Annotated in this window: 17 protein-coding genes and 1 pseudogene; 16 read left to right on the top strand and 2 right to left on the bottom strand. The window is 62.2% G+C overall.

Translation table 11 applies throughout. The features are described 5' to 3' along the window. Positions 1–174: 174 nt before the first annotated feature. Both G522_RS0115390 and G522_RS0115385 read left to right on the top strand, forming a co-directional pair. Positions 175–1,998 (top strand): annotated as a pseudogene (locus tag G522_RS0115390) (phosphoenolpyruvate carboxykinase (GTP)); the annotation flags it as partial. Positions 1,999–2,736: 738 nt separating this feature from the next. After that, on the top strand, positions 2,737–4,032 hold the full coding sequence (locus G522_RS0115385) for an SAM-dependent methyltransferase (RefSeq protein WP_026791815.1): 1,296 nt from the start codon (positions 2,737–2,739) through the stop codon (positions 4,030–4,032). A gap of 57 nt (positions 4,033–4,089) precedes the next feature. On the opposite strand, the gene G522_RS0115380 is transcribed toward G522_RS0115385, so the two are convergent. Continuing rightward, positions 4,090–4,893 (bottom strand): TrmH family RNA methyltransferase, encoded by an 804-nt coding sequence (locus G522_RS0115380; protein ID WP_026791814.1) that lies wholly within the window; start codon positions 4,891–4,893, stop codon positions 4,090–4,092. A 153-nt stretch (positions 4,894–5,046) separates the two neighbouring features. Here G522_RS0115380 and G522_RS0115375 point away from each other — a divergent pair, with 153 nt between their 5' ends. The 4 genes from G522_RS0115375 to rpsI all read left to right on the top strand — a co-directional run bounded on the left by G522_RS0115375 (position 5,047) and on the right by rpsI (position 7,607). Next, the gene (locus G522_RS0115375; RefSeq protein WP_026791813.1) at positions 5,047–5,400 is read left to right on the top strand and encodes a DUF423 domain-containing protein; all 354 of its coding nucleotides are present in this window, start codon (positions 5,047–5,049) and stop codon (positions 5,398–5,400) included. A 93-nt stretch (positions 5,401–5,493) separates the two neighbouring features. Next, positions 5,494–6,441, top strand: coding sequence for an ACP S-malonyltransferase (fabD, locus tag G522_RS0115370; RefSeq protein WP_026791812.1), 948 nt, complete (start codon positions 5,494–5,496; stop codon positions 6,439–6,441). A gap of 224 nt (positions 6,442–6,665) precedes the next feature. Next, the gene (rplM, locus tag G522_RS0115365; RefSeq protein ID WP_026791811.1) at positions 6,666–7,127 is read left to right on the top strand and encodes a 50S ribosomal protein L13; all 462 of its coding nucleotides are present in this window, start codon (positions 6,666–6,668) and stop codon (positions 7,125–7,127) included. 3 nt (positions 7,128–7,130) lie between these two features. Continuing rightward, positions 7,131–7,607 (top strand): 30S ribosomal protein S9, encoded by a 477-nt coding sequence (gene rpsI, locus G522_RS0115360; RefSeq protein WP_036839579.1) that lies wholly within the window; start codon positions 7,131–7,133, stop codon positions 7,605–7,607. Between the two features lie 86 nt (positions 7,608–7,693). Here the strand turns inward: rpsI and G522_RS0115355 are convergent, their stop codons facing one another. Further along, positions 7,694–8,617 (bottom strand): pirin family protein, encoded by a 924-nt coding sequence (locus tag G522_RS0115355; protein ID WP_026791809.1) that lies wholly within the window; start codon positions 8,615–8,617, stop codon positions 7,694–7,696. 678 nt (positions 8,618–9,295) lie between these two features. On the opposite strand from G522_RS0115355, the gene proS reads away from it, so the two are divergent. The 10 genes from proS to glgX all read left to right on the top strand — a co-directional run bounded on the left by proS (position 9,296) and on the right by glgX (position 22,006). Beyond that, the gene (proS, locus tag G522_RS0115350; RefSeq protein WP_026791808.1) at positions 9,296–10,618 is read left to right on the top strand and encodes a proline--tRNA ligase; all 1,323 of its coding nucleotides are present in this window, start codon (positions 9,296–9,298) and stop codon (positions 10,616–10,618) included. Between the two features lie 200 nt (positions 10,619–10,818). Further along, complete coding sequence (locus G522_RS0115345) at positions 10,819–12,087, top strand: lipoprotein-releasing ABC transporter permease subunit (RefSeq protein WP_026791807.1); 1,269 nt, start codon at positions 10,819–10,821, stop codon at positions 12,085–12,087. A gap of 8 nt (positions 12,088–12,095) precedes the next feature. Next, positions 12,096–12,800 (top strand): ABC transporter ATP-binding protein, encoded by a 705-nt coding sequence (locus tag G522_RS0115340; RefSeq protein WP_026791806.1) that lies wholly within the window; start codon positions 12,096–12,098, stop codon positions 12,798–12,800. Positions 12,801–12,839: 39 nt separating this feature from the next. Next, complete coding sequence (locus G522_RS0115335; RefSeq protein WP_026791805.1) at positions 12,840–13,700, top strand: D-amino-acid transaminase; 861 nt, start codon at positions 12,840–12,842, stop codon at positions 13,698–13,700. A gap of 273 nt (positions 13,701–13,973) precedes the next feature. Next, entirely contained in the window at positions 13,974–14,216 is a 243-nt protein-coding gene (hfq, locus tag G522_RS0115330; protein ID WP_026791804.1) for an RNA chaperone Hfq, read from the top strand. A 161-nt stretch (positions 14,217–14,377) separates the two neighbouring features. After that, positions 14,378–15,718 carry a GTPase HflX gene (hflX, locus tag G522_RS27075; RefSeq protein WP_425414069.1) on the top strand — a complete coding sequence of 447 codons (1,341 nt, stop codon included), beginning with the start codon at positions 14,378–14,380 and terminating at the stop codon, positions 15,716–15,718. A gap of 94 nt (positions 15,719–15,812) precedes the next feature. Continuing rightward, positions 15,813–16,511, top strand: a complete 699-nt coding sequence (locus tag G522_RS0115320) for a L,D-transpeptidase (RefSeq protein ID WP_026791803.1) — start codon at positions 15,813–15,815, stop codon at positions 16,509–16,511. A gap of 278 nt (positions 16,512–16,789) precedes the next feature. Continuing rightward, positions 16,790–18,058, top strand: coding sequence for a glucose-1-phosphate adenylyltransferase (glgC, locus tag G522_RS0115315; RefSeq protein ID WP_026791802.1), 1,269 nt, complete (start codon positions 16,790–16,792; stop codon positions 18,056–18,058). A gap of 376 nt (positions 18,059–18,434) precedes the next feature. Beyond that, on the top strand, positions 18,435–19,886 hold the full coding sequence (gene glgA / locus G522_RS0115310) for a glycogen synthase GlgA (RefSeq protein WP_026791801.1): 1,452 nt from the start codon (positions 18,435–18,437) through the stop codon (positions 19,884–19,886). 5 nt (positions 19,887–19,891) lie between these two features. Continuing rightward, complete coding sequence (gene glgX / locus G522_RS0115305) at positions 19,892–22,006, top strand: glycogen debranching protein GlgX (protein WP_026791800.1); 2,115 nt, start codon at positions 19,892–19,894, stop codon at positions 22,004–22,006. Positions 22,007–22,042: the final 36 nt, after the last annotated feature.

Raw genomic sequence — 22,042 nt, 5'->3', positions numbered from 1 at the left:
ATGGGGTTGTCTGATGGGGGCCGTATGGTTTCCCGCGATGCTCTTTTATGGTGTAGCCACCAAGGCAGACGTCTCTTTCTTCAGGCTGCGAACCTTAACCACCCCTGTCGGCGCATCGTCTCATAAGTCCTCTCTTGCAAATGAGACCGGAACGGGCGGCGATATGTCCATCGGAGAAAGCTGATGTCACAAGCTCCTACCAAGAATGCCAAGCTGATTGCCTGGGTCGATGAAGTCGCCAAGCTGACGACCCCGGACCGCATCTACTGGTGCGATGGTTCGCAGGAAGAATACGATCGTCTCTGCCAGGAGCTGGTTGACGGTGGCACCTTCACCCGCCTGAACCCCAAGAAGCGTCCGAACAGCTTCCTTGCCCGTTCCAATCCGTCGGACGTTGCTCGCGTCGAGAGCCGCACCTTCATTTGCGCCAAGACCAAGGAAGAAGCCGGTCCGACCAACAACTGGGCCGATCCGACCGAGATGCGCGCCACCATGAAGGGCCTGTTCAAGGGCTGCATGAAGGGCCGTACCATGTACGTGATCCCCTTCTCCATGGGTCCGCTTGGCTCGAAGATCGCCCAGATCGGCGTTGAGCTCTCCGACAGCGCCTACGTGGCCGTCCACATGCGCATCATGACCCGCATGGGTACGAAGGTGCTCGACGTGCTCGGCAACGACGATTTCGTGCCGTGCATCCACTCCGTCGGCGCTCCGCTGCAGCCCGGCCAGAAGGACGTCGCCTGGCCCTGCAACGACACCAAGTACATCGTCCACTTCCCCGACACCCGCGAGATCATGTCCTTCGGTTCGGGTTACGGTGGCAACGCCCTGCTCGGCAAGAAGTGTCTGGCGCTCCGCATCGCTTCGGTCATGGCCCGCGATGAGGGCTGGCTGGCCGAGCACATGCTCATCCTCGGCGTCAAGAACCCCAAGGGTGAGAAGGCCTATGTCGCCGCCGCCTTCCCGTCGGCCTGCGGCAAGACCAACTTCGCCATGATCATCCCGCCCAAGGCCTATGCGGGCTGGGAAATCACCACCATCGGCGATGACATTGCCTGGGTGAAGCCGAATGCCGACGGCGAGCTGCGCGCCATCAATCCGGAGAACGGCCTGTTCGGCGTTGCCCCCGGCACCAATGAAGTGTCGAACCCGAACGCGCTGCGCACGCTGCATGCCAACTCCATCTTCACCAACGTTGCGCTGACCGACGACGGTGACGTGTGGTGGGAAGGCATGACGGACGACGCTCCGGCCCATCTCATCGACTGGACCGGTCAGGACTGGACTCCGGGTTGTGGCCGTCCCGCCGCTCACCCGAACAGCCGCTTCACCGCTCCGGCGAGCCAGGTGCCGTCGATCGATCCGGACTGGGAGAATCCCGCCGGCGTGCCGATCTCGGCCTTTATCGTTGGCGGCCGCGTTGCCACCGCCTTCCCGCTGGTCATGCAGTCCTTCAGCTGGAGCCACGGCGTCTATCTCGCCGCTACCATGGGCTCCGAGCAGACGGCTGCGGCCGAGGGTACCGGCATGCGTCGCGATCCCTTCGCCATGTTGCCTTTCTGCGGCTACAACATGGGCGACTACTGGGCGCACTGGCTCCACATGGGCCGCAACCTGCCGAAGGCGCCGGGCATCTTCCGCGTCAACTGGTTCCGCAAGGACGACAACGGCAAGTTCATTTGGCCGGGCTATGGCGAGAACATGCGCGCCCTCGAGTGGATTGTCGGCCGTGTCAAGGGCGAGGCTGACGCAGTCGAGTGCCCCTACGGCCTGGTGCCGCGCTACGATGACCTCAACATGAAGGGCCTCGACTTCACCAAGGCCAAGTATGATGCCATCCTCAAGGTTACCAAGACCAAGGCGCTTGCCGAGGCCGAGGACCAGGGCAAGTACTTCGCCCAGTTTGGCTCCCATCTTCCCAAGGAAGTGGAGCTTGAGCGTCAGCTGTTCACAGCCCGTCTCGAGCGTTCGCCCGACGTGTGGGAAATCAAGGACTGATAAGCTTGCGCCAAGCCGCAGCTATCTTCTGACTCCATGAAGGACGGCCCCCGGAAACGGGGGCCGTTCCGCTTTGAGGAACCGGATCCGTCCCATTACCGATGCTGTTCTCTGCTGACTCATCCTGTCGCAGCAGCGGCGGAAAGACTCTGTGAACCGAGAACGGGAGGGGGCATGAGCAAACTCAATCGGCAATGGCACGAGGCCAACCCCATGCCAAAGAACCCAACACCCGAACAGCGCATGGCCTGGCACACGGGGCATACAGCCAATTGTCCGTGCCGCGCCATGCCAGCCGGCGTGATACGACTATTCACCGAGCGAGGACTTCCCGTCCCCGAGCAGTTGGCCCTCAAGCATTCGGATGGCTAGCAAGACAACCCCGATCAACGTTTGACGGCCGGTATCCAGCCCGATCGATCTATTGTGATGGGGATTATTGATCTAAAATATCGATGGGTCGCGCAGTCGTGATCGACTGTCGCCAATGTCGACCACCATTTTTCTGGAACCTTTTTCGGTTTGGGACATATTTATGAACGGGCCGCCGACAGGGGCCGCCGTCCGTTCTTTACGGACCCGGCTCCGGACCGGACTTTATTGTTGTTGCGACGATCCTCTACGGCCCAGTTGTAAATTCCAGTTGGCGCCATCGGACATATCTGATTTGGCCTCGTTATTTCGGCCCGTTTGAACACCGCAAACCGATGTCGTCGCGATCATATGGGGAACCATGCGATGGTCTGGGCGGAAAATATTCTCCGCGGCCTGCTGAACAAGCTGGTGACGCGCGGTTCGCTCGAACTCGAGCTTTATAATGGAACGCGATGGACATTCGGCGACGGTAGCGGCAAGCGCATCGTGATCCGCATCGCTGACCGGAAGGTGGCGGGCGAGCTGATCAGAGATCCGGAAGTGCGGTTCGGCGAGCTTTACATGGACGGCCGGATCGACGTCGTCGAGGGTACGCTCTACGAGGCGGTTGAACTGTTGCTGCAGCACGGCACCGGTATGCGTAGCTTTACCGGCCGCAAGCTGTTGCTGATGGCCCGCAAATTCAGGCACTCCTTATTCGGGCGCAATACCGTGCTGCGGTCGCGGCGCAATGTCGTCCATCACTACGATCTGAACGCCGCCTTCTACGAACTGTTCCTGGATGCCGATCGGCAATATTCCTGCGCCTATTTTGCGGCGCCGGACATGACGCTGGAAGAGGCGCAACGCGCCAAGTGCCGGCATCTCGCCGCCAAGCTGCTGATCGATCCCGGCATGAGCGTGCTCGACATAGGCTCCGGCTGGGGCGGGCTTGGTCTCTATCTCGCAGAGGTAGGCGAGGCCCGGTGCGTCAAGGGCGTGACCCTGTCCGACGAGCAGCTTGCCGTCGCGAGAAAGCGCGCTGCCGACAAGGGCTACGACCATGTGAAGTTCGAACTGCAGGACTATCGCAACACGCGCGGCACGTTCGACCGGATCATCTCGGTCGGCATGTTCGAGCACGTCGGCCGCGAGAACTACGACACCTACTTCCGGAAGGCGGCCGATCTTCTCGCCGAAGACGGCGTCTTCATGCTGCACACCATCGGCCATACGTCGACGCCTGGCCCCACCAACGGCTGGATCACCAAATACATCTTCCCCGGCGGCTACCTGCCGGCCCTGTCGGAAGTGGCAACCGCCGTCGAGAAGGCCGGCCTGATGATGGCCGACGTCGAGGTGCTGCGGCATCATTACGCCGATACGCTCCGCGAATGGCGAGCGCGATTCATGGCCCGACGCGACAAGGCGCTGGCGCTTTATGACGAGCGTTTCTGCCGGATGTGGGAGTGCTATCTCGCTCTGTGCGAGGCGGCGTTCCGCTTCCTCGACGTGGTGGTCTACCAGTTCCAGCTGACGCATCGGAACGACGTCGTCCCCATCACGCGCGACTATATCGCGCAGCGTGAAGCCGCTTTGTTTGCCCGTGAAAAAGCACTGGGTGAGCCGACGGCGGCGCGGTCCTGGCGCAACACGGCCACGGTCATTTCCGGCGGCTGACAACATCGAAACCATGATCACCCCTCCCCAGCCTACAGAGGCGGGGAGGGGGCATTGTCAACAGGCGCCTATCCGTCTGCGCGTCAGCTCGTAAAGCGCGATGCCGCTGGTGGTCGCCACATTGAGACTGTCGAAACCGCCGGCCATATCGATGCGCACCGTCTCGGCGCTCGCCATTTCAGAGTTTGGCAGCCCCGGTCCCTCCGTTCCCAGAAGCAGGGCCAACGGCCGGTCGGTGGGCACCTCGTCGAGCCGCATGGTCCCGTGTGGCGATAGCGCGAGCACGCGATAGCCTTCGCCTGACAGAGCGGATGCCACACTCGCGCCGGCATCGAGCCGCGTGAACGGCACCCTCAGCACACCCCCCACCGACACGCGGATTGCCTTGCGATAAAGGGGATCGCACGAGGTGGCATCGAGTACCATCGCGCCGGCACCGAAGGCGGCAGCGTTGCGAAAGATGCCGCCCATATTGTCGTGGTTGGCAATACCAACCAGACCGACCACGACACGGGGGCGGTCGGCGAGCAAGGTGGAGAGAGCAGGCGAGGGCGCGCGCCTCCCCAAGCCCAGGAGGCCGCGATGGATCGGAAAGCCGACGATGGCGTCCATCACCCCCTGCTCGGCAACGAAGATCGGCAGGTCGTCAGGCGGCGACCAGGCGAGCGCCGTGTCGATCCGGTTGCGCGCCACCAGCAACGCTTCCGGCCGAAAGCGCGATCCCTCCGAAAGGAAAACGGTGAGCACGCTCTCGCCTTCGGTGATGAAGGCGTCGCCATGGGCCTGCCGAAGATCGCGATCCCGGATGTTCATGAACGGAGCGAGGCGTGGGTCAGCCGGATCGGTGACCGTAATGAGCATGACGTCGCTTTCTGCTTATTGACGGGTAGACACGGAATGACACCGTTATTAGCTGAGTGGCGCGGAAGCCAGAGGCTCGTGCACGGTTCGGCTCCGACACTTGATGTCGACTGGGATTCAGATGTCAAATTCGCTCCATCAGAGGATAGCAAGATGTCCGCCCATCGATTGATCGGATTGTCCGCGGGAATTGCCGGAGCGGTCGGTGTGGCGACATTGGCTGTCGGTGCGCACGCCGTCACCGGCGCTAACCTCGACGTCGCGGGAAACATACTGCTCTTTCACGCAGCCGCGTTGCTGGCGCTCGCCAATGCCGATGGACAGCGACTGCGGAGCCTCTCGGCCCTGCTGTTTGTCGCTGGCTGCCTCATGTTTTCCGGTGATCTGATCTTCAAGGCGGCGATGGCGAGGAGCCTGTTTCCGCTGGCGGCGCCCTCGGGTGGCATCGCGCTGATGCTGGGTTGGTTGGTCATTGCCGTCGGGGCGTTTCTGCCACGCCGTCCGTAAGCCCGCATTTCCCCGGATGCAGGCGGCGCGGCCTTGACTCTTGGGCGGCCAGATGGTCGTGTCCGGCCGAAAGCCATTGAGGAAAGCCAACAGATGACCAACGCCTTCGTGTTTCCCGGTCAGGGCAGTCAGGCCATCGGCATGGGCAAGGCCCTCGCCGATCATTATGCCACCGCGCGGGCGGTGTTCGAAGAAGTGGACGAGGCTCTCGGCGAGAAGCTGTCCGACATCATCTTCAACGGTCCTGAGGATCAACTGACGCTGACCGCCAATACCCAGCCGGCGCTGATGGCCGTCAGCCTGGCCGCTCTCCGCGCCTTGGAGGCCGAAGGTATCACCATCAAGCAGCATGCTGCGTTCGTCGCCGGTCATTCCCTGGGCGAATACTCGGCGCTGGCCGCCGCCGGCGCGCTGACCGTGACCGACGCCGCGCGCCTGCTGCGGACGCGCGGCAACGCCATGCAGAAGGCGGTACCGGTAGGCGAGGGCGCCATGGCGGCTCTGCTCGGTCTCGACTTCGAGACGGCGGTGGCTGTTGCCAAGGAAGCCGCTCAAGGCGATGTCTGCGAGGCGGCCAACGACAACGCCCCCGGTCAGGTTGTGGTGTCGGGCACCAAGCTGGCTGTCATCCGTGCCGTCGACATTGCCAAGGCTAAAGGCGCCAAGCGCGCCATGCTGCTCAACGTGTCCGCTCCCTTCCATTGCCAGTTGATGCAGCCGGCTGCCGAGGCGATGGCCGAGGCACTCGCCAAGGCGACCATCGTTGCCCCGATCGTGCCGATCTTCGCCAACGTCACTGCCGCCCCCACGTCCGATCCCGAGGCCATTCGCAATCAGCTCGTCGCGCAGGTGACCGGCACCGTTCGCTGGCGCGAGAGCGTGTCGGCCATGGCCGGCGCTGGCGTCGACAAGTTTGTCGAAGTGGGTGCCGGCAAGGTGCTGTCCGGCCTGATCCGCCGCATCGCGCCGGCCGAAGGCGTAATCGACTATGGCAAGCCGACCGATATCGCCGACGTCAAGGCGCTTCTCGGCTTCGTCTAGACGGTCAAAATCGTGCGGTACCATGATACCGCATAATCTAACCCATTGATACATATGGTTTGAGTGCCGTCCGTTCTGCTTGACAAACGGACGGCATTTCCATATTGGAAGGCACGACGGCGGCGCCCGGCAACGGGAGCCGCCCTTTCGCATCGGTAACGGTGCGGAAGCTGAGACGAACCGGCCGCCTTTCCGGGCGGCCCAACCGGAAGACGGTAACGCCCATGACGACCTATACGGCGAAGCCGGCGAACATCGAGAAGAAGTGGGTCTTGATCGACGCCGAAGGCCTCGTGGTCGGCCGCCTCGCGACTGTAATCGCGATGCGCCTCCGCGGAAAGCACAAGGCCACCTACACCCCGCACATGGATGATGGCGACAATGTCATCGTCATCAACGCGGGCAAGGTGGTGCTGACCGGCCGCAAGTACACTGACAAGACCTACTACTGGCACACCGGCTACATCGGCGGCATCAAGGAGCGCAAGGCGCGCCAGATCCTCGAGGGCCGCTTCCCGGAGCGCGTGCTCGAGAAGGCTGTTGAGCGCATGATCCCTGAGGGTCCGCTCGGCCGTCGCCAGCTTTCCAACCTCCGCGTCTATGCCGGTGCCGAGCATCCCCATGCCGCCCAGCAGCCGGAAGTCCTCGACGTCAAGTCGATGAACAAGATGAACACGAGGCCTTGATCCATGGCTGAGCTCTCCTCCCTCGCTGAACTCGGCACTGCCGACGTCGCTCAGGTGGCCGAGGCCCCGGTGCACGTCCAGAAGCTCGATAAGTTCGGCCGCGCCTATGCCACCGGCAAGCGCAAGAACGCCATCGCACGCGTCTGGATCAAGCCGGGTTCCGGCAAGATCATCGTGAACGACAAGGAGTTCAACGCTTACTTCGGTCGTCCGGTGCTTCAGATGATCGTCCAACAGCCGATCTACGCCGCGGCGCGTGACGGCCAGTTCGACGTTATCGCCACCGTCGCCGGCGGCGGTCTCTCCGGCCAGGCCGGTGCGCTGCGTCACGGCATCTCCAAGGCTCTCACCTACTACGAGCCGGGCCTGCGTGGCGTGCTCAAGAAGCTCGGCTTCCTGACCCGCGACAGCCGCGTCGTCGAGCGCAAGAAGTACGGCAAGCGCAAGGCGCGCCGGAGCTTCCAGTTCTCGAAGCGCTGATCGAGTTTCGGATTGCAATATGGAAAGGGCGGTGCCAAAGGCGCCGCCCTTTTCGTTTCTGTATTCAGCTTGGGAAGCTGCTGCCGTCAGTCCCTGATCTTCAGTCCGGGCGGATCGGGTGGCAGTGGGATGAATTCCGTCTCACCGGCAATTTCCGGGAAGCGACGGGCGCGCCAGTCGGCCTTGGCAGCTTCGATGCGCTCTTTGGACGACGAAACGAAGTTCCAGTAGATGTGGCGCTTCTCGGGGAACGGCTCGCCGCCGATCAGCACGAGGCGTGTCGGCTCTGTGGCGGCCAGGATCACCTCGATCCCTGGTTTGAAAACGACGAGCTGGTTCGGCGGGAACACGCCGTCCTGCCCCTCGATGCCGACTCCGCCACTGATGACATAGGCGGCACGCTCGATATGGTCGGCTGGCACCTTGAACCGTGCGCCGGCCTCGAGATGAACGTCCGCATACATGAGATCGGAATAGACAGGCACCGGTGAGCGAGTGCCGAAACCATCGCCGGCCACCAGCGTCATTCGCACGCCCGTGTCGGAGAAGGTGGGCAGGACTGCCTTGTCGTGGTGGCTGAACAGAGGGGCGATTTCCTCGCTGTCCCTAGGGAGTGCCACCCAGATCTGCGTGCCGAACAGGCTGCCGCCGGCGGTATGCACTGCTGTCGGAAAACGCTCGGAATGGACGATGCCGTTGCCGGCCGTCATCCAGTTGACCTCGCCGGCCCGGATCGTCTCCTTATGGCCGGCGCTGTCGCGGTGGATCATCTCGCCGTCGAACAGGTAGGTCAGCGTCGACAGGCCGATATGCGGATGCGGCCGCACGTCCTCCGCCTCGCCGGCTCCGAACATCACCGGTCCCATCTGATCAAAGAAGATGAACGGACCGACCATACGGCGCTGGACCGATGGCAGGGCGCGGCGCACCTTGAAGCCACCGAGATCACGAACATTGGGAAGAATGATCTCCTCGATGCGGTCGTTGCCGCCCTTACCGGGAATGCTCATAGCTTGTCCTTTCCTGTTGCCTGACAGGATAAGGGGTTCTGCGGATGAACGGTAGCGGTGGTTTGTTGAACGGTGTTTTCATGATCGCTGGGAGACGAGCGCGAAAAACAAAAACAAGACTATCGACAGCAGTAAATAAAAAAGCAGGGCCGAAGCCCTGCTTTTAGTTCCGCGTGTCAGCCCATAAAGCCTACAGATAGAAAGACCTCCCAATCCATCCGCTGGCGGCAGCGTTTCCGCGCCTATATGGGTTTTCCCTCCCAAGACTCAGACCGCGATAAACTGGAAGGCATTCTATTTTTGCCTATTTTGACGGCCTCATTTACTGAGGCGTTGCGTCTTTTGGCCGTGCCGTCCTTATTTATGGCGGGTACCATACACTGCGATTTTTGGTTTGTCATCCATTTGTGCATAGGCTGCATGCTTGTTCAGCATGGGCCAATTGGTTCGTACGCCTTGCGAATTAAATCTGAAAATATCGTCCTTTCAACAGGTTAGAAATGGCTTCTGGAGTGGTTCCTAATTGGTGCGGCATCTGTGGTTTGCCTCATAGACTAAAGTCATAGCCATTCGCTGGGCAGGGCGTTGCTTTCGGCCTGTCGGTGACCGATCGATCTTGTTTTTTCAAGGTCGATGCGCTTTGAGTAGCGCGCTCATCCCAACGCGCGAGAGGATTCCATGCGTCTCAGCCGGTATTTCCTGCCCATTCTCAAAGAGGCGCCTAAGGAGGCGGAGATCGTCTCGCATCGCCTGATGCTGCGCGCCGGTATGATGCGCCAGCAAAACGCCGGCATCTATTCCTGGCTGCCGCTCGGCCTCAAGGTTTTGAAGAAGATCGAAGCGATCGTTCGCGAGGAACAGGACCGCTCCGGCGCCGTCGAGATTCTGATGCCGTCCATCCAGCCGGCAGATCTCTGGCGCGAAAGCGGCCGTTACGATGCCTATGGCAAGGAGATGCTGCGCATCGTCGACCGCCACGAGCGCGAGATGCTCTATGGTCCGACGGCTGAAGAAGTCGTCACCGACATTTTCCGCACCTACGTCCGCTCCTATCGCGACCTGCCGCTCAATCTCTACAATATTCAGTGGAAGTTCCGTGACGAAGTGCGTCCGCGCTTCGGTGTGATGCGCGGCCGCGAATTCCTGATGAAGGACGCCTATTCCTTCGACGTCGATCAGGCCGGTGCGCTGCGCGCCTATCACAAGATGTTCGTCGCCTATCTCAGGACCTACAAGCGGCTTGGCCTCACTGCCATTCCGATGCGAGCCGATACGGGCCCGATCGGCGGCAAGCTCAGCCATGAGTTCATTATTCTCGCCTCGACCGGTGAGAGCGCCGTGTTCTGCGACAAGGATCTCCTCGACCTGCCGGTGCCGGGCGAAGACGTCGACTTCGGCGGTGATCTGTCGCCGATCGTCGACATGTTCACCAGTCGCTACGCCGCCACCGATGAGATGCACGACGAGGCGGCCTTCGCTGCGCTGCCCGAGGAGCGGCGCGTGTCGGCGCGTGGCATCGAGGTTGGGCACATCTTCTCCTTCGGCACCAAGTACTCCGAGCCGATGGGCGCCAAGGTGGCCATGCCCGACGGCAGCGAACAGCCGGTGATCATGGGCTCTTATGGCATCGGCGTATCGCGTCTGATCGGCGCCATCATCGAAGCGAGCCACGATGACACCGGCATTATCTGGCCGGAGAGCGTCACGCCGTTCGGTGCCGGTATCGTCAGCCTCAGGCCCGATGACGCGGCTGTCAGCGCAGCCTGCGAGGACGCCTATGCCAAGCTCGCCGCTGCCGGCAAGGATCCGCTCTACGACGATACGGCTGCCCGCCCTGGCGCCAAGTTCGCGTCGATGGATCTGATCGGTCTGCCTTGGCAGATCATCATCGGCCCGAAGGGGCTTGCTGACGGGGTGGTCGAGCTGAAGCGCCGCTCCACCGGCGACAAGGAACTGGTGTCGCTGGAATCGGCTATCGCCCGCGTCACAGAAAAGGCCTGATTGTCGCTGAAGAGGGGCGGTTATGTGCCGCCCCTTGCGGCTGTTCGATTCCGTCTGGAAAACGCGGAAACAACAGCTTGCCGGCGGGCGGAATTTGCTAGTCTCACATGTCGCCGCCGGTGGCGTCCGCGAGTCGGCCACCGATCGACGCGGCCATGGTGCGGAATTCCTGTGGTTGGCCGGCGTTTGGAGGTCTTTGGATGAGCGAGGCGAAAGCGGGGCGACCCTTCGCTCCCTTCGAATGGAAACTGGCCGGTCGTTATCTGAGGTCTCGCCGCAAGGAAGCCTTCATTTCGGTGATTGCCGGCTTCTCTTTCGTCGGCATCATGCTGGGCGTCGCCACGCTGATCATCGTCATGGCAGTGATGAATGGCTTCCGCGGTCAGTTGATGGACAAGATCCTCGGCATCAACGGCCATGCCGTGGTTCAGCCGATCGATAGCCCGCTCACCGACTATGTTTCTGTTGCCGATCGCCTGGCCGGCGTCGAGGGCGTCAAGATTGCCATGCCCTTCGTCGAAGGACAGGTGCTGGCCTCGGGGCCATCAGGCGCATTTGGCGTGCTGGTGCGCGGCGTGCGCAGCGCCGACCTTCAGAAATTGCCGCTCGTCTACAATACGGTGCAGATCGGCTCCTTCGACAAGTTCGACGAAGGCGTCGGCATCGCCATCGGTCAGCGGCTCGCCGAGAGCCTCGGCGTGACGGTCGGCGATAAGGTGACGCTGGTCAGCCCCAAGGGTAATGTGACGGCTCTCGGCACGACGCCGCGCGTCAAGGCCTATCCGGTCGCCGCCATCTTCAAGATCGGCATGAGCGAATACGATGGCACCTTCGTGTTCATGCCGATCGCCGAGGCGCAGAAGTTCTTCATGATGGAGGACAAGGTCACCGCCATCGACGTCTTCCTGAACAATCCCGACGACATCGGCACGATCAAGGACAAGCTGACCGTCGATGCCGGGCGACCGGTGATGATCACCGACTGGCGGCAGCGTAACGTCACCTTCTTCTCGGCGCTCGAAGTCGAGCGCAACGTGATGTTCATGATCCTGACGCTGATCGTGCTGGTGGCGGCGCTCAACATCGTCTCCGGCATGACCATGCTGGTCAAGGACAAGAGCCACGACATTGCCATTCTCCGCACGATGGGCGCCAGCCGTGGCTCCATCCTGCGCATCTTCCTGATTACCGGCTCGGCGATCGGCGTTGCCGGCACGATCGCCGGCTTCGGACTTGGCCTGCTCGTTTGCCTCAACGTCGAGAAGATCCGGCAGTTCGTATCCTGGCTGACGTCGACCGAGCTGTTCTCGCCGGAGCTTTACTACCTCAGCCAGCTTCCGGCCGACATGCAGATGCACGAGACGGTCAGCGTGCTGATCATGGCGCTGGTGCTGTCCTTCGTCGCTACCATCTATCCCGCCTGGAAGGCGGCCCGTCTCGATCCCGTCGACGCGCTGAGGTACGAGTGATGCCGGCCATGGAAACCCTCATCACCGGCGTCGAAGATCCGGTCCTGAAGCTGGTCGGTATCGAGAAGTCCTATAAGGAAGGCACCGGTACGCTGCCGATCCTGCGTGGCTGCGATTTCAACCTGTTCGCCGGCGAACTGACGGCGCTGGTCGCTCCTTCCGGCGCCGGCAAATCGACGCTTCTGCACATCACGGGGCTTCTGGAGAAACCGGATGCCGGCGATGTGGTCATCGGTGGCAAGGCCTGTGGCAAGCTCGATGATGCCGTTCGCACGCGGCTGCGCCGCACCGAGATCGGCTTCGTCTATCAGTTTCATCACCTCCTGCCGGAGTTCACCGCGCTCGAGAACCTGATGATCCCCCAGATGATTGCTGGTCTCGACAAGAAGGAGGCCGCCAAGCGCGGCAAGGACCTTCTTGCCTACATGCGGCTTGAGAAGCGGGGAACGCATCTGCCCTCGCAGCTCTCCGGTGGTGAGCGGCAACGCGTCGCTATCGCCCGCGCGGTTGCCAATGCGCCCAAGGTGCTGCTCGCCGACGAGCCGACCGGCAACCTCGATCCGAAGACCTCCCATTACGTGTTCGATGCACTGGCCGCGCTGGTCAGGGCCACCGGCCTTGCCGCCATCATCGCCACGCACAACATGGCGCTGGCCGAACGCATGGACCGGCGCATCACCCTCGACGAGGGACGGATCGTCGAGCTCGAGTGACCTTAGAACCGCCTGCCTTATTGCTGTGGAGAGCCGGCCATGTCCCGCATTACCTACGTCAACGGACGCTATGTTCCCTCGAGGGAGGCGGTCGTCAGCGTCGAGGATCGCGGCAACCAGTTCGCCGATGCGGTCTATGAGGCCTGCCAGATCAAGGACGGCGCCATCATCGATCTTCGCCGCCATCTCGACCGGCTCGACCGTTCGCTGGCCGAACTGAGGATCGTCAGCCCGATGAGCCGGGCGGCGATGACCCACGTGTTGCGGGAGGTCGCCCGCCGCAACCGGGTCGAAAACGGCTATGTCTACTGGCAGATTTCCCGCGGCGCCGCGCCGCGCGACCACGCCTTTCCGACGGGTGTGAATCCGACATTTACCGCAACGGCCAAGTCGCTGGATGTTGCCGCCGCCGCGCTTCGCTACGAGAAGGGCGTGCCGGTCATCACCCTTCCCGACAATCGCTGGGAGCGTGTGGACATCAAGACGGTTGGTTTGCTGCCCAATGCGCTCGCCAAGCAAGCGGCGCGCGAGGCTGGCGCTTTCGAGGCGGTGTTCGTCGATGCCGACGGCTTCGTCACCGAAGGCTCGTCCGCCAATGTCTGGCTGGTCGACGGGGAGGGCCGGCTGGTCACCCGTCCGGCTGAGCGGGGCATTCTGCGAGGCATCACCCGTTCGGTGCTGATGGAGGTTGCCGCCGCCGAAGGCGTGCCGGTGGTGGAGCGACGCTTCACCGTGGCTGAGATGAAGGCGGCCCGCGAAGTGTTTCTGACCTCGGCCGGCGCGATTCTCTGCCCGGTGGTGAGTGTCGATGGTGAGACGGTGGCCAACGGCGCCCCGGGCAGCGTTGCCGCCACCCTGCGGCGGCGTTTTCATGACATCGCCGAGCGCACGCCGATTTAAGGCCGCCGGCGCGTCAAGCGCAGAAGGACTTCCAGCCCCTATGGCATCCGTAAAGAGCTGTGTTGCACAGCGATTTGACGGCTGAGGTCGCGCTTGGCAAAATTGTCACATGTTGGCTGAAACACGGATAGCACGAGCCCACCGACCGCGACACGCATTCGAAATGGACTGGTAATTTCCGACGCGCCCGGCGTAACCATAAGTTCGGGCGACGCGTGGCGTCGGTGTGGCGTTTGCCCTCACAAAAAAACGAAGTCGAAAAGGCCGAATAAAATGGCGGACAAAGCCCAGAACCTTCAGGACACCTTTCTCAATCACGTCCGTAAGAACAAGATTTCGCTGACGATTTTTCTGATCAACGGCGTCAAGCTTCAAGGCGTGGTCACCTGGTTTGACAATTTCTGCGTCCTTCTGCGGCGCGATGGGCATTCTCAGCTCGTCTACAAGCACGCCATCTCCACCATCATGCCGGCTCAGCCGCTGGCCCTTTTCGAAGGCAGCGAGGAACCGAACTGAGTGCGGTTTGTTCCGTTGTTGTCCGCTCATGGGCTCGTCCCTGAGCGGACCATCACGGAAATTCAATTTTGCCCGCGAGTGGCGCGGTTTCGGGAGGCCAAGTGACCGACGAACAGGATCTTGAAGAGGGCGACCGCCCTCGCAAGAAGAGTGTCGATCGCATCGAGGAGCCGGCGAGGGCTTTAGTCCTTGTGCCCGACCTGCGTCAGCGGGGAAGCAGGGACGAAGCTGCTCAGACCAGCCAACGCGATCTTGAGGCGCGTCTTGAGGAAGCCTTTGGCTTGGCTCAGGCCATCGATCTCGATGTGCGCGCCACTTTGCCCGTGCCCGTCAGCCAGCCAAAGCCGGCGACATTATTTGGCTCCGGCAAGGTGGAAGAAATCGGCGAGACGGTTGAGGCCGAGGAGATCGACCTCGTCATAGTCGATCACGCCCTGACGCCCATTCAGCAGCGTAACCTCGAAAAGGCCTGGAAGACCAAGGTCATCGATCGCACCGGACTTATTCTTGAAATCTTCGGCGAGCGGGCACGCACGCGCGAGGGCCGGCTGCAGGTGGAACTCGCCCACCTCAAGTACCAGAAGTCCCGCCTCGTCCGGTCATGGACCCACCTTGAGCGGCAGCGCGGCGGCTTCGGCTTCCTCGGAGGCCCTGGCGAAACGCAAATCGAGGCCGACCGTCGGCAACTCCAGGACAAGATCACCCGCATCGAATCCGACCTCGAACAGGTCAAGCGCACGCGCGACCTGCATCGGCGCCAGCGGCGCAAGGTGCCGCATCCGGTCGTGGCGCTGGTCGGCTATACCAACGCCGGCAAGTCGACTCTCTTCAATCATCTGACCGAAGCCGAAGTCTTCGCCAAGGATCTTCTGTTCGCGACGCTGGATCCGACGCTCCGCCGTATCAAGCTACCGCATGGCACCGATGCGATTCTGTCCGATACCGTGGGCTTTATTTCCAATCTGCCGACCCACCTCGTCGCAGCCTTCCGGGCGACGCTTGAGGAGGTCATCGAGGCGTCCATCATCCTGCATGTGCGTGATATTTCGCATAAGGACACTGAGGCACAGGCCAGCGACGTCGCCGACGTCCTGAAGCAGCTCGGTCTCGACCCCGAGGACCGCGACCGTATCATCGAGGTATGGAACAAGATCGATCTGGTCGACGAGGCGCGGCGCGACGTTCTGCTGGCGCAAGCGGCCACCGAGTCGCCGGGCGGGCAGGAGCGGCATGTTGTTTCCGCCGTTACCGGCGAGGGGCTGCCGGAGCTGCTGGCGGCCATCGAGGAAAGGCTTGTTGGTTCAAAGCCGGTCCACGAGCTGACTCTCGATCCCTCCGATGGCGCCGGGCTTGCATGGCTCTACGATCATGGCGAGGTGCTGGAGCGCCGCGACGGTGAGAACGGCACGCTGCACCTCACCGTGCGCGTCGCCGATAAGTCGATGACCGCCTTTCACCAGCGCTATGGCGAGCGTATTCAGCGTCCGCTCGCGGAAATCTGACATTCGCAGACAAGTTTAAAGCAACCTGACTGGAGTATTGTGCGTTCATCGGGTTGACTGAGTGCCACCGCCGAATCAGCAGAAAGTGGAGACTATGAACCTACCGTCCAGGCGAGCCTTTCTCGCCGCGCTGCCTCTTGCTCTCGCCGCTTGCGTTTCCGTTCCCGGTGCACCGGCGATGCCACCGCTCATCGATCCGACCAAGCCGAAGCGCTATCCTCGGCCGTCTGGTGAGTATGTAGCAATGTACAGCGCGATGGAGGACAGTGGGTTCACCGTCCCGGCCGTCGATCTGACGCTGGTCAACCCCGCCTTTCTGCGGCGGGAAGTCGACTACGTGACCGACGAGCCGGCCGGCACCCTCATCATCGATACCCCGGCCCGCTATCTTTATCTGGTGCTGGATGACGGCCGGGCGATGCGATATGGCATCGGCGTTGGCCGTGAGGGTTTTGCGTGGGCTGGTACCGCCGTCGTTCGCCGCAAGGCGAAGTGGCCGTCCTGGCATCCGCCGGTGGAAATGCAGGCGCGCGATCCCAAGGCTCGTAAGTGGGCCAACGGCATGCCGGGTGGCCCGGAAAATCCGCTCGGTGCGCGGGCGCACTATCTCTTCCAGGGCAATATCGACACCCTCTACCGCATTCACGGTACGGTGGAGCCCTGGACGATCGGCAGCAACGTTTCCTCCGGCTGCATCCGCCTGATCAATCAGGATGTCATCGACCTCTACGAGCGGGTGCCGGTCGGCACCGTCGTCAAGGTGTTGGAACGCCCGGCGTCTCCCGTCGTTTAAGCATTGCGCCGCCCTGCCATATGCGTGCGGGGCGGCCTCCTTCCGCCCCACCTCCCGATACGGTTTTCGTCAAGAGTTTGAATTCCTTCGCAGCCAAAATAGGGGGAAGACAAATTAAACCTGCCGCGCCATAGTGCCCTTACGTCGAGCCATTATGGCGAAAGGGCGGGCGGGGAAGAAGCGCCAGCCCATTCGTTTCTGGTTCCGTTCCGGGCCGGCAATGCCGGCTACGCCATCGACGGGACTGGGCCGACGGCGGGAGAAGTCGGGAGGACAGCATGATTGACACTTCTAACAGCAATCGGCGGTTGGCACGCGAAGCGATGGCGTTCGTGCTGGCCGGAGGGCGGGGCAGTCGCCTTAAGGAGCTTACCGATCGCAGGGCCAAGCCGGCGGTCTACTTCGGCGGCAAAAGCCGCATTATCGACTTTGCTCTTTCCAATGCGCTCAATTCAGGCATTCGCCGCATATCGGTGGCGACCCAATACAAAGCGCACAGCCTTATTCGTCACCTGCAATATGGCTGGAACTTCTTCCGCCAGGAGCGCAACGAGAGCTTCGACATTCTTCCCGCTTCGCAGCGCGTTGCCGAGGACAAGTGGTATGTCGGAACCGCCGACGCCGTGACCCAGAACATCGACATCATCGAAGCGCATAATATCGAATACATCATCATCCTGGCCGGTGATCACATCTACAAGCAGGACTATGAGATCATGCTCGACCAGCATGTCTCGTCCCGTGCCGACGTGACCGTCGGCTGCATCGAGGTGCCGCGCATGGAAGCTACGGGCTTCGGTGTCATGGCGATCGATGAGAACGCCCGCATCATCGACTTCGTGGAGAAGCCTGCCGACCCGCCGGCCATGCCCGGTCACCCCGATCTCGCGCTGGCCTCGATGGGCATTTATGTCTTCAAGACCAACTTCCTGATCGACCTTCTGCGCAAGGATCAGGACGATCCGAACTCCAGCCACGATTTCGGCAAGGATATCATTCCGGCCATCGTGAAGGGCGGCAAGGCGATCGCCCATAAGTTTTCCGATAGCTGTGTCCGCTCCTCGTCGGAGGCCGAGCCTTACTGGCGGGACGTCGGCACCATCGACGCCTTCTGGGAAGCCAACATCGACCTGACCGACTTCATCCCAGCGCTTGATCTCTATGATCACAAGTGGCCGATCTGGACCTATACCGAGCTGACGGCACCAGCCAAGTTCATCCATGACGAGGATGGCCGGCGCGGCGCGGCCACCAGTTCGCTGGTGTCGGGCGGCTGCATCATTTCAGGCTCTCGTGTCGACAAGTCCTTGTTGTTCACCGGCGTGCATGCCCACTCCTACTCGGAGGTAGAGCACTGCGTCGTGTTGCCCTATGTCTCGGTCAATCGGGGTGCTCGCCTCACCAAATGCGTTGTCGACAAAGGGGTGATCATTCCGTCCGGCCTGGTGGTCGGTGAGGATCCGGAACTCGATGCTAGCCGGTTCCGCCGCAGCGAGGGCGGTGTTTGCCTGATCACCCAGGATATGATCGATCGGCTGCAGCTCTGACGAGAGCATTTTCGAGCGAAGTGGATGCCGGTTCGCGTGAAGCAAATGCGTCCACTCAACAAGATAGAGCATTTCTGCGTTTCCATGAAACACGGAAATGCTCTGGGGCGTTGAAACAAGCTCAGGGGCGTGGCAAAGCCTGCGTCCCGTTCGGTCGATGACCATGCGCCGCTGCCGGCAGAACGCCGAAGGCGGCGCCGCCATGTGAGGATCGGGGCGCAAGCCGTTCTGCCGCCTTGCGGATAGTACCAGGGTCATCTGGTACTCCGGTCACCAAATTCTCATGCCTTTGAGGCAGATGAGAAATTGGTAATGACTTCAACGAGCGGATGCGTCAGCATCTTTGCGAGTTGGGATAACCAGTCGGAGTGATCAAGTGCGCGTCCTTTTCGTTGCCTCCGAATGCTACCCGTTGATCAAGACGGGTGGTCTTGCCGATGTCGCCGGCGCCCTGCCGTTGGCACTCGCCAGCCTCGATTGCGACGTTCGCGTGCTGATGCCGGCCTATCCCGGCGTGTTCGGCCATCTTCAGCACGTTGAAGAAGTGGCCATCTATCCGGACGTATTCGGTGGCCCAGGCCGGTTGCTGGCCGGCGAGACGGCCGACGGCCTGAAGGTGCTGGCGCTCGAGGCCAGCCATCTCTACGAGAGGCCCGGCAATCCCTATCTCGGCCCAGACGGCAACGACTGGTGGGACAATATCCGCCGCTTTGCTGCGCTTTCGGCGATCGGCGCCGCTGTCGGCCGCTTCGGCATAGGCGATTGGAAGCCGGAGATCGTGCATTGCCACGATTGGCAGACCGGCCTCGTCGCGCCCTACCTTCTGGCCGGCCCCTCGGAAGGCCGGCCGAAGACGGTGTTCACCATTCACAACGTCGCCTTCCAAGGCATCTGCGGCCGTGCCGACTTCGACACCTTCGGCCTGCCGTCGAGCTTTTATACGCCGGCTGGGCTTGAGTATTACGGCTACTGTTCGTTCCTTAAGGGCGGGCTGGTGTTTTCCGACCGGCTGACGACGGTCAGCCCCACTTATGCCCGTGAGCTGCGTACGCCGGAGTTCGGCTTCGGCATGGAGGGCGTGCTCAATGAGCGCGCCGGCGTGTTGAGCGGCATCGTCAACGGCATCGATACCAAGATATGGGATCCGGCCACCGATCCGCTGATCGCTGCCAATTACAGCCAGCGCAAGATGGCCGGCAAAGCCGCCTGCAAGACCGAGCTGCAGAAGCGCATGGGCCTCAGGATCGATCCCGACGCACCGTTGATGATCGTCGTGAGCCGCCTCACCGGCCAGAAGGGCTTGGATATGCTGCTGCCCAACCTCGACAGCATCGTCCAGCGGGGCGGGCAAGTCGCTATCCTCGGCGCTGGCGAACATAGTATGGAGCGCGCCTTTGTCGACGCCGCTGCCGCCAATCCCGGCGCCGTTGCCGTCCATATTGGCTACAGCGAGCCGCTCAGCCACGCCATGCAAGCCGGCGCCGATGCCATCCTCGTTCCTTCGCGCTTCGAGCCCTGCGGTCTGACACAGCTCTATGGCCTGCGTTATGGCACCATTCCGCTGGTAGCCCGTACCGGTGGCCTTGCCGATACGGTCATCGACGCCAACGACGCCTCGGTGCGGGCAGGGACGGCAACCGGCATTCAGTTCGCGCCGGTTTCTGCCGGCGGTCTCGGTTTTGCCATCGAACGCCTGTTCGATCTCTTCCACAACAAGAAGGTCTGGCGGGCGCTGCAGGCGCGTGCGATGGCCCATCCGGTCGGGTGGGAGGATTCGGCGCCTGACTATGTCGCGCTCTACCGCGACCTGACGGTCGAGGGCGTCTGAACTCCATGACGGTGTCGATCCGGTCTGGCCGGCCGTATCCCCTAGGGGCGCAGTTCGACGGAGAGGGCGTTAATTTCGCCCTCTTCTCGGCCAATGCGACGCGCGTCGACGTCTGTCTGTTTGAACCATTGACCGGCTTCGAGCAGGCACGCCTGACGCTGCCGGAATGCACCGATGAAGTCTTCCACGGTTACGTCTCGGGCATCGGCATCGGCACCGCTTACGGGTTTCGCGTTCACGGCCCCTATGATCCGGAACAGGGGCATCGGTTCAATCCGCACAAGCTGGTCGTCGATCCCTACGCCAGGGTGCTGACCGGGCGCCTGCGCGCCAATGATCTGATGGCCGGCTATCAGCCGGTGACGCTCGACGATGCCAGCTTCGATACGCGCGACAGCGCCCGCGTCGTTCCCAAGGCTTTGGTCACCGATTCCAAGGTGCCGCCCTGCGTGAGCTTCCGGCCGACGAGACCGTGGCGGGACACCATCATTTATGAGGCCCACGTCCGCGGCTTGACCATGCAGATGCCGCGGTTGCCGCGCACCAAGGCCGGCACCTACGAGGGCCTGGGAGCGCCGGAGACCATCGAGCACCTCGTGAAGCTCGGCATCACGGCGATCGAGCTGATGCCCATCCAGGCCTTCCTGGATGACGGCTTCCTCACGCGCAAGGGGCTCGTCAACTACTGGGGTTATTCGCCGCTCTGCTACTTCGCGCCGGAGCCGCGGTTCGACCACGGTCCACGCGGCGTATCGGTGATCGAGCGCGTACGGGCCATGGTGTGCGCCCTTCATGAGGCGGGCATCGAGGTGCTGCTCGACGTCGTCTACAACCACACCGGCGAAGTCGATCAGTTCGGACCGACGCTGAGCTTCCGTGGCATCGACAACGCCAGTTACTACCGCCTCAACCCCGACCGTCCGCGCTGGTACATCAACGACACCGGCACCGGAAACACGCTGAACGCCGGCCACCCGCGTGTGACGCAGCTGATCCTCGATTCGCTCCGCTATTGGGTGGAGGCGATCGGCGTCGACGGCTTCCGTTTCGATCTCGCCACCTCGGTGGGCCGTGAACCGCAGGGCTTCGACCCGGAAGGGCGCTTCCTGAGCGCGCTCAGGCAGGATCCGCTTCTGTCGACGGTGAAGCTGATTGCCGAGCCCTGGGACATCGGCCCCGGTGGCTACCAGCTCGGTAACTTCCCCCCCGGCTTTTCCGAGTGGAACGACCGCTTCCGCGATACGGTGCGCGCCTTTTGGCGCGGTGACGAGCAGGTGGCGCCGGAACTTGCGGCACGGTTGCTCGGTTCGCCCGACAGGTTCGACCGTTCCAACCGCCGGCCGTCGGCATCGATCAACTTCATTACCGCCCATGACGGCTTTACGCTGAAAGATCTGGTCTCCTACGCCGCCAAGCACAACGAGACCAATCTCGAGGACAACCGCGACGGCCATTCCGACAATCACTCGGCCAACTATGGCATCGAGGGGGCATCGACGGATCCCACCATCGTCGCCACCCGCAAGCGGCAGATGCGCAACATGCTGGCGACGCTGCTTCTGTCGCAGGGAACGCCGATGCTGCTCGCCGGCGATGAACTCGCCAACAGCCAGCTCGGCAACAACAACGCCTATTGTCAGGACAACTCGGTCGGTTGGGTCACCTGGAACCGGGCCGATGATGCCGAACTCGCCGACTTCGTTGCCTATGTCGTCCGGCTGAGGCAGTCCCATCCCGTCTTCCGCCAGACGCGCTTTCTGCATGGCCGGCCGCGTCCGGAAGACAAGTTGTCCGACGTCGAATGGATCGCCGTGTCCGGTCGCCCGATGACCGGCAGCGACTGGAACAGCCGCGAGTGCAAGGCGTTCGGCGTGCTGTTGCGCGATTCGGCGCTGCCGCATGCCGAGGCGGATGGCGATGCCGTCTACCTCGTGTTCAACGCGCACCGCACCAACCGCCGCTTCCATCTGCCGCCGACGCGCGAAGGGCACAGCTGGAAACCCATTCTGAGTTCCGACATGCCGACCGGCCGCCCCGCCGCCGCTACGCCGCGCCGCGCCTGGCAGGCCGTCGAGGTGCCGGGGCGCACCTTCCTCGCTTTCGTCGAGGTAAGAGCTTGAAGAATTGCTATAAGACGACGTTGCCTCTCGGGGAGT

Origin of the sequence: Pleomorphomonas oryzae DSM 16300 (genome assembly GCF_000422965.1) — a bacterium.
Taxonomy (GTDB): Bacteria; Pseudomonadota; Alphaproteobacteria; order Rhizobiales; family Pleomorphomonadaceae; genus Pleomorphomonas; species Pleomorphomonas oryzae.
This window is presented reverse-complemented; position numbering and strand designations above follow the sequence as displayed.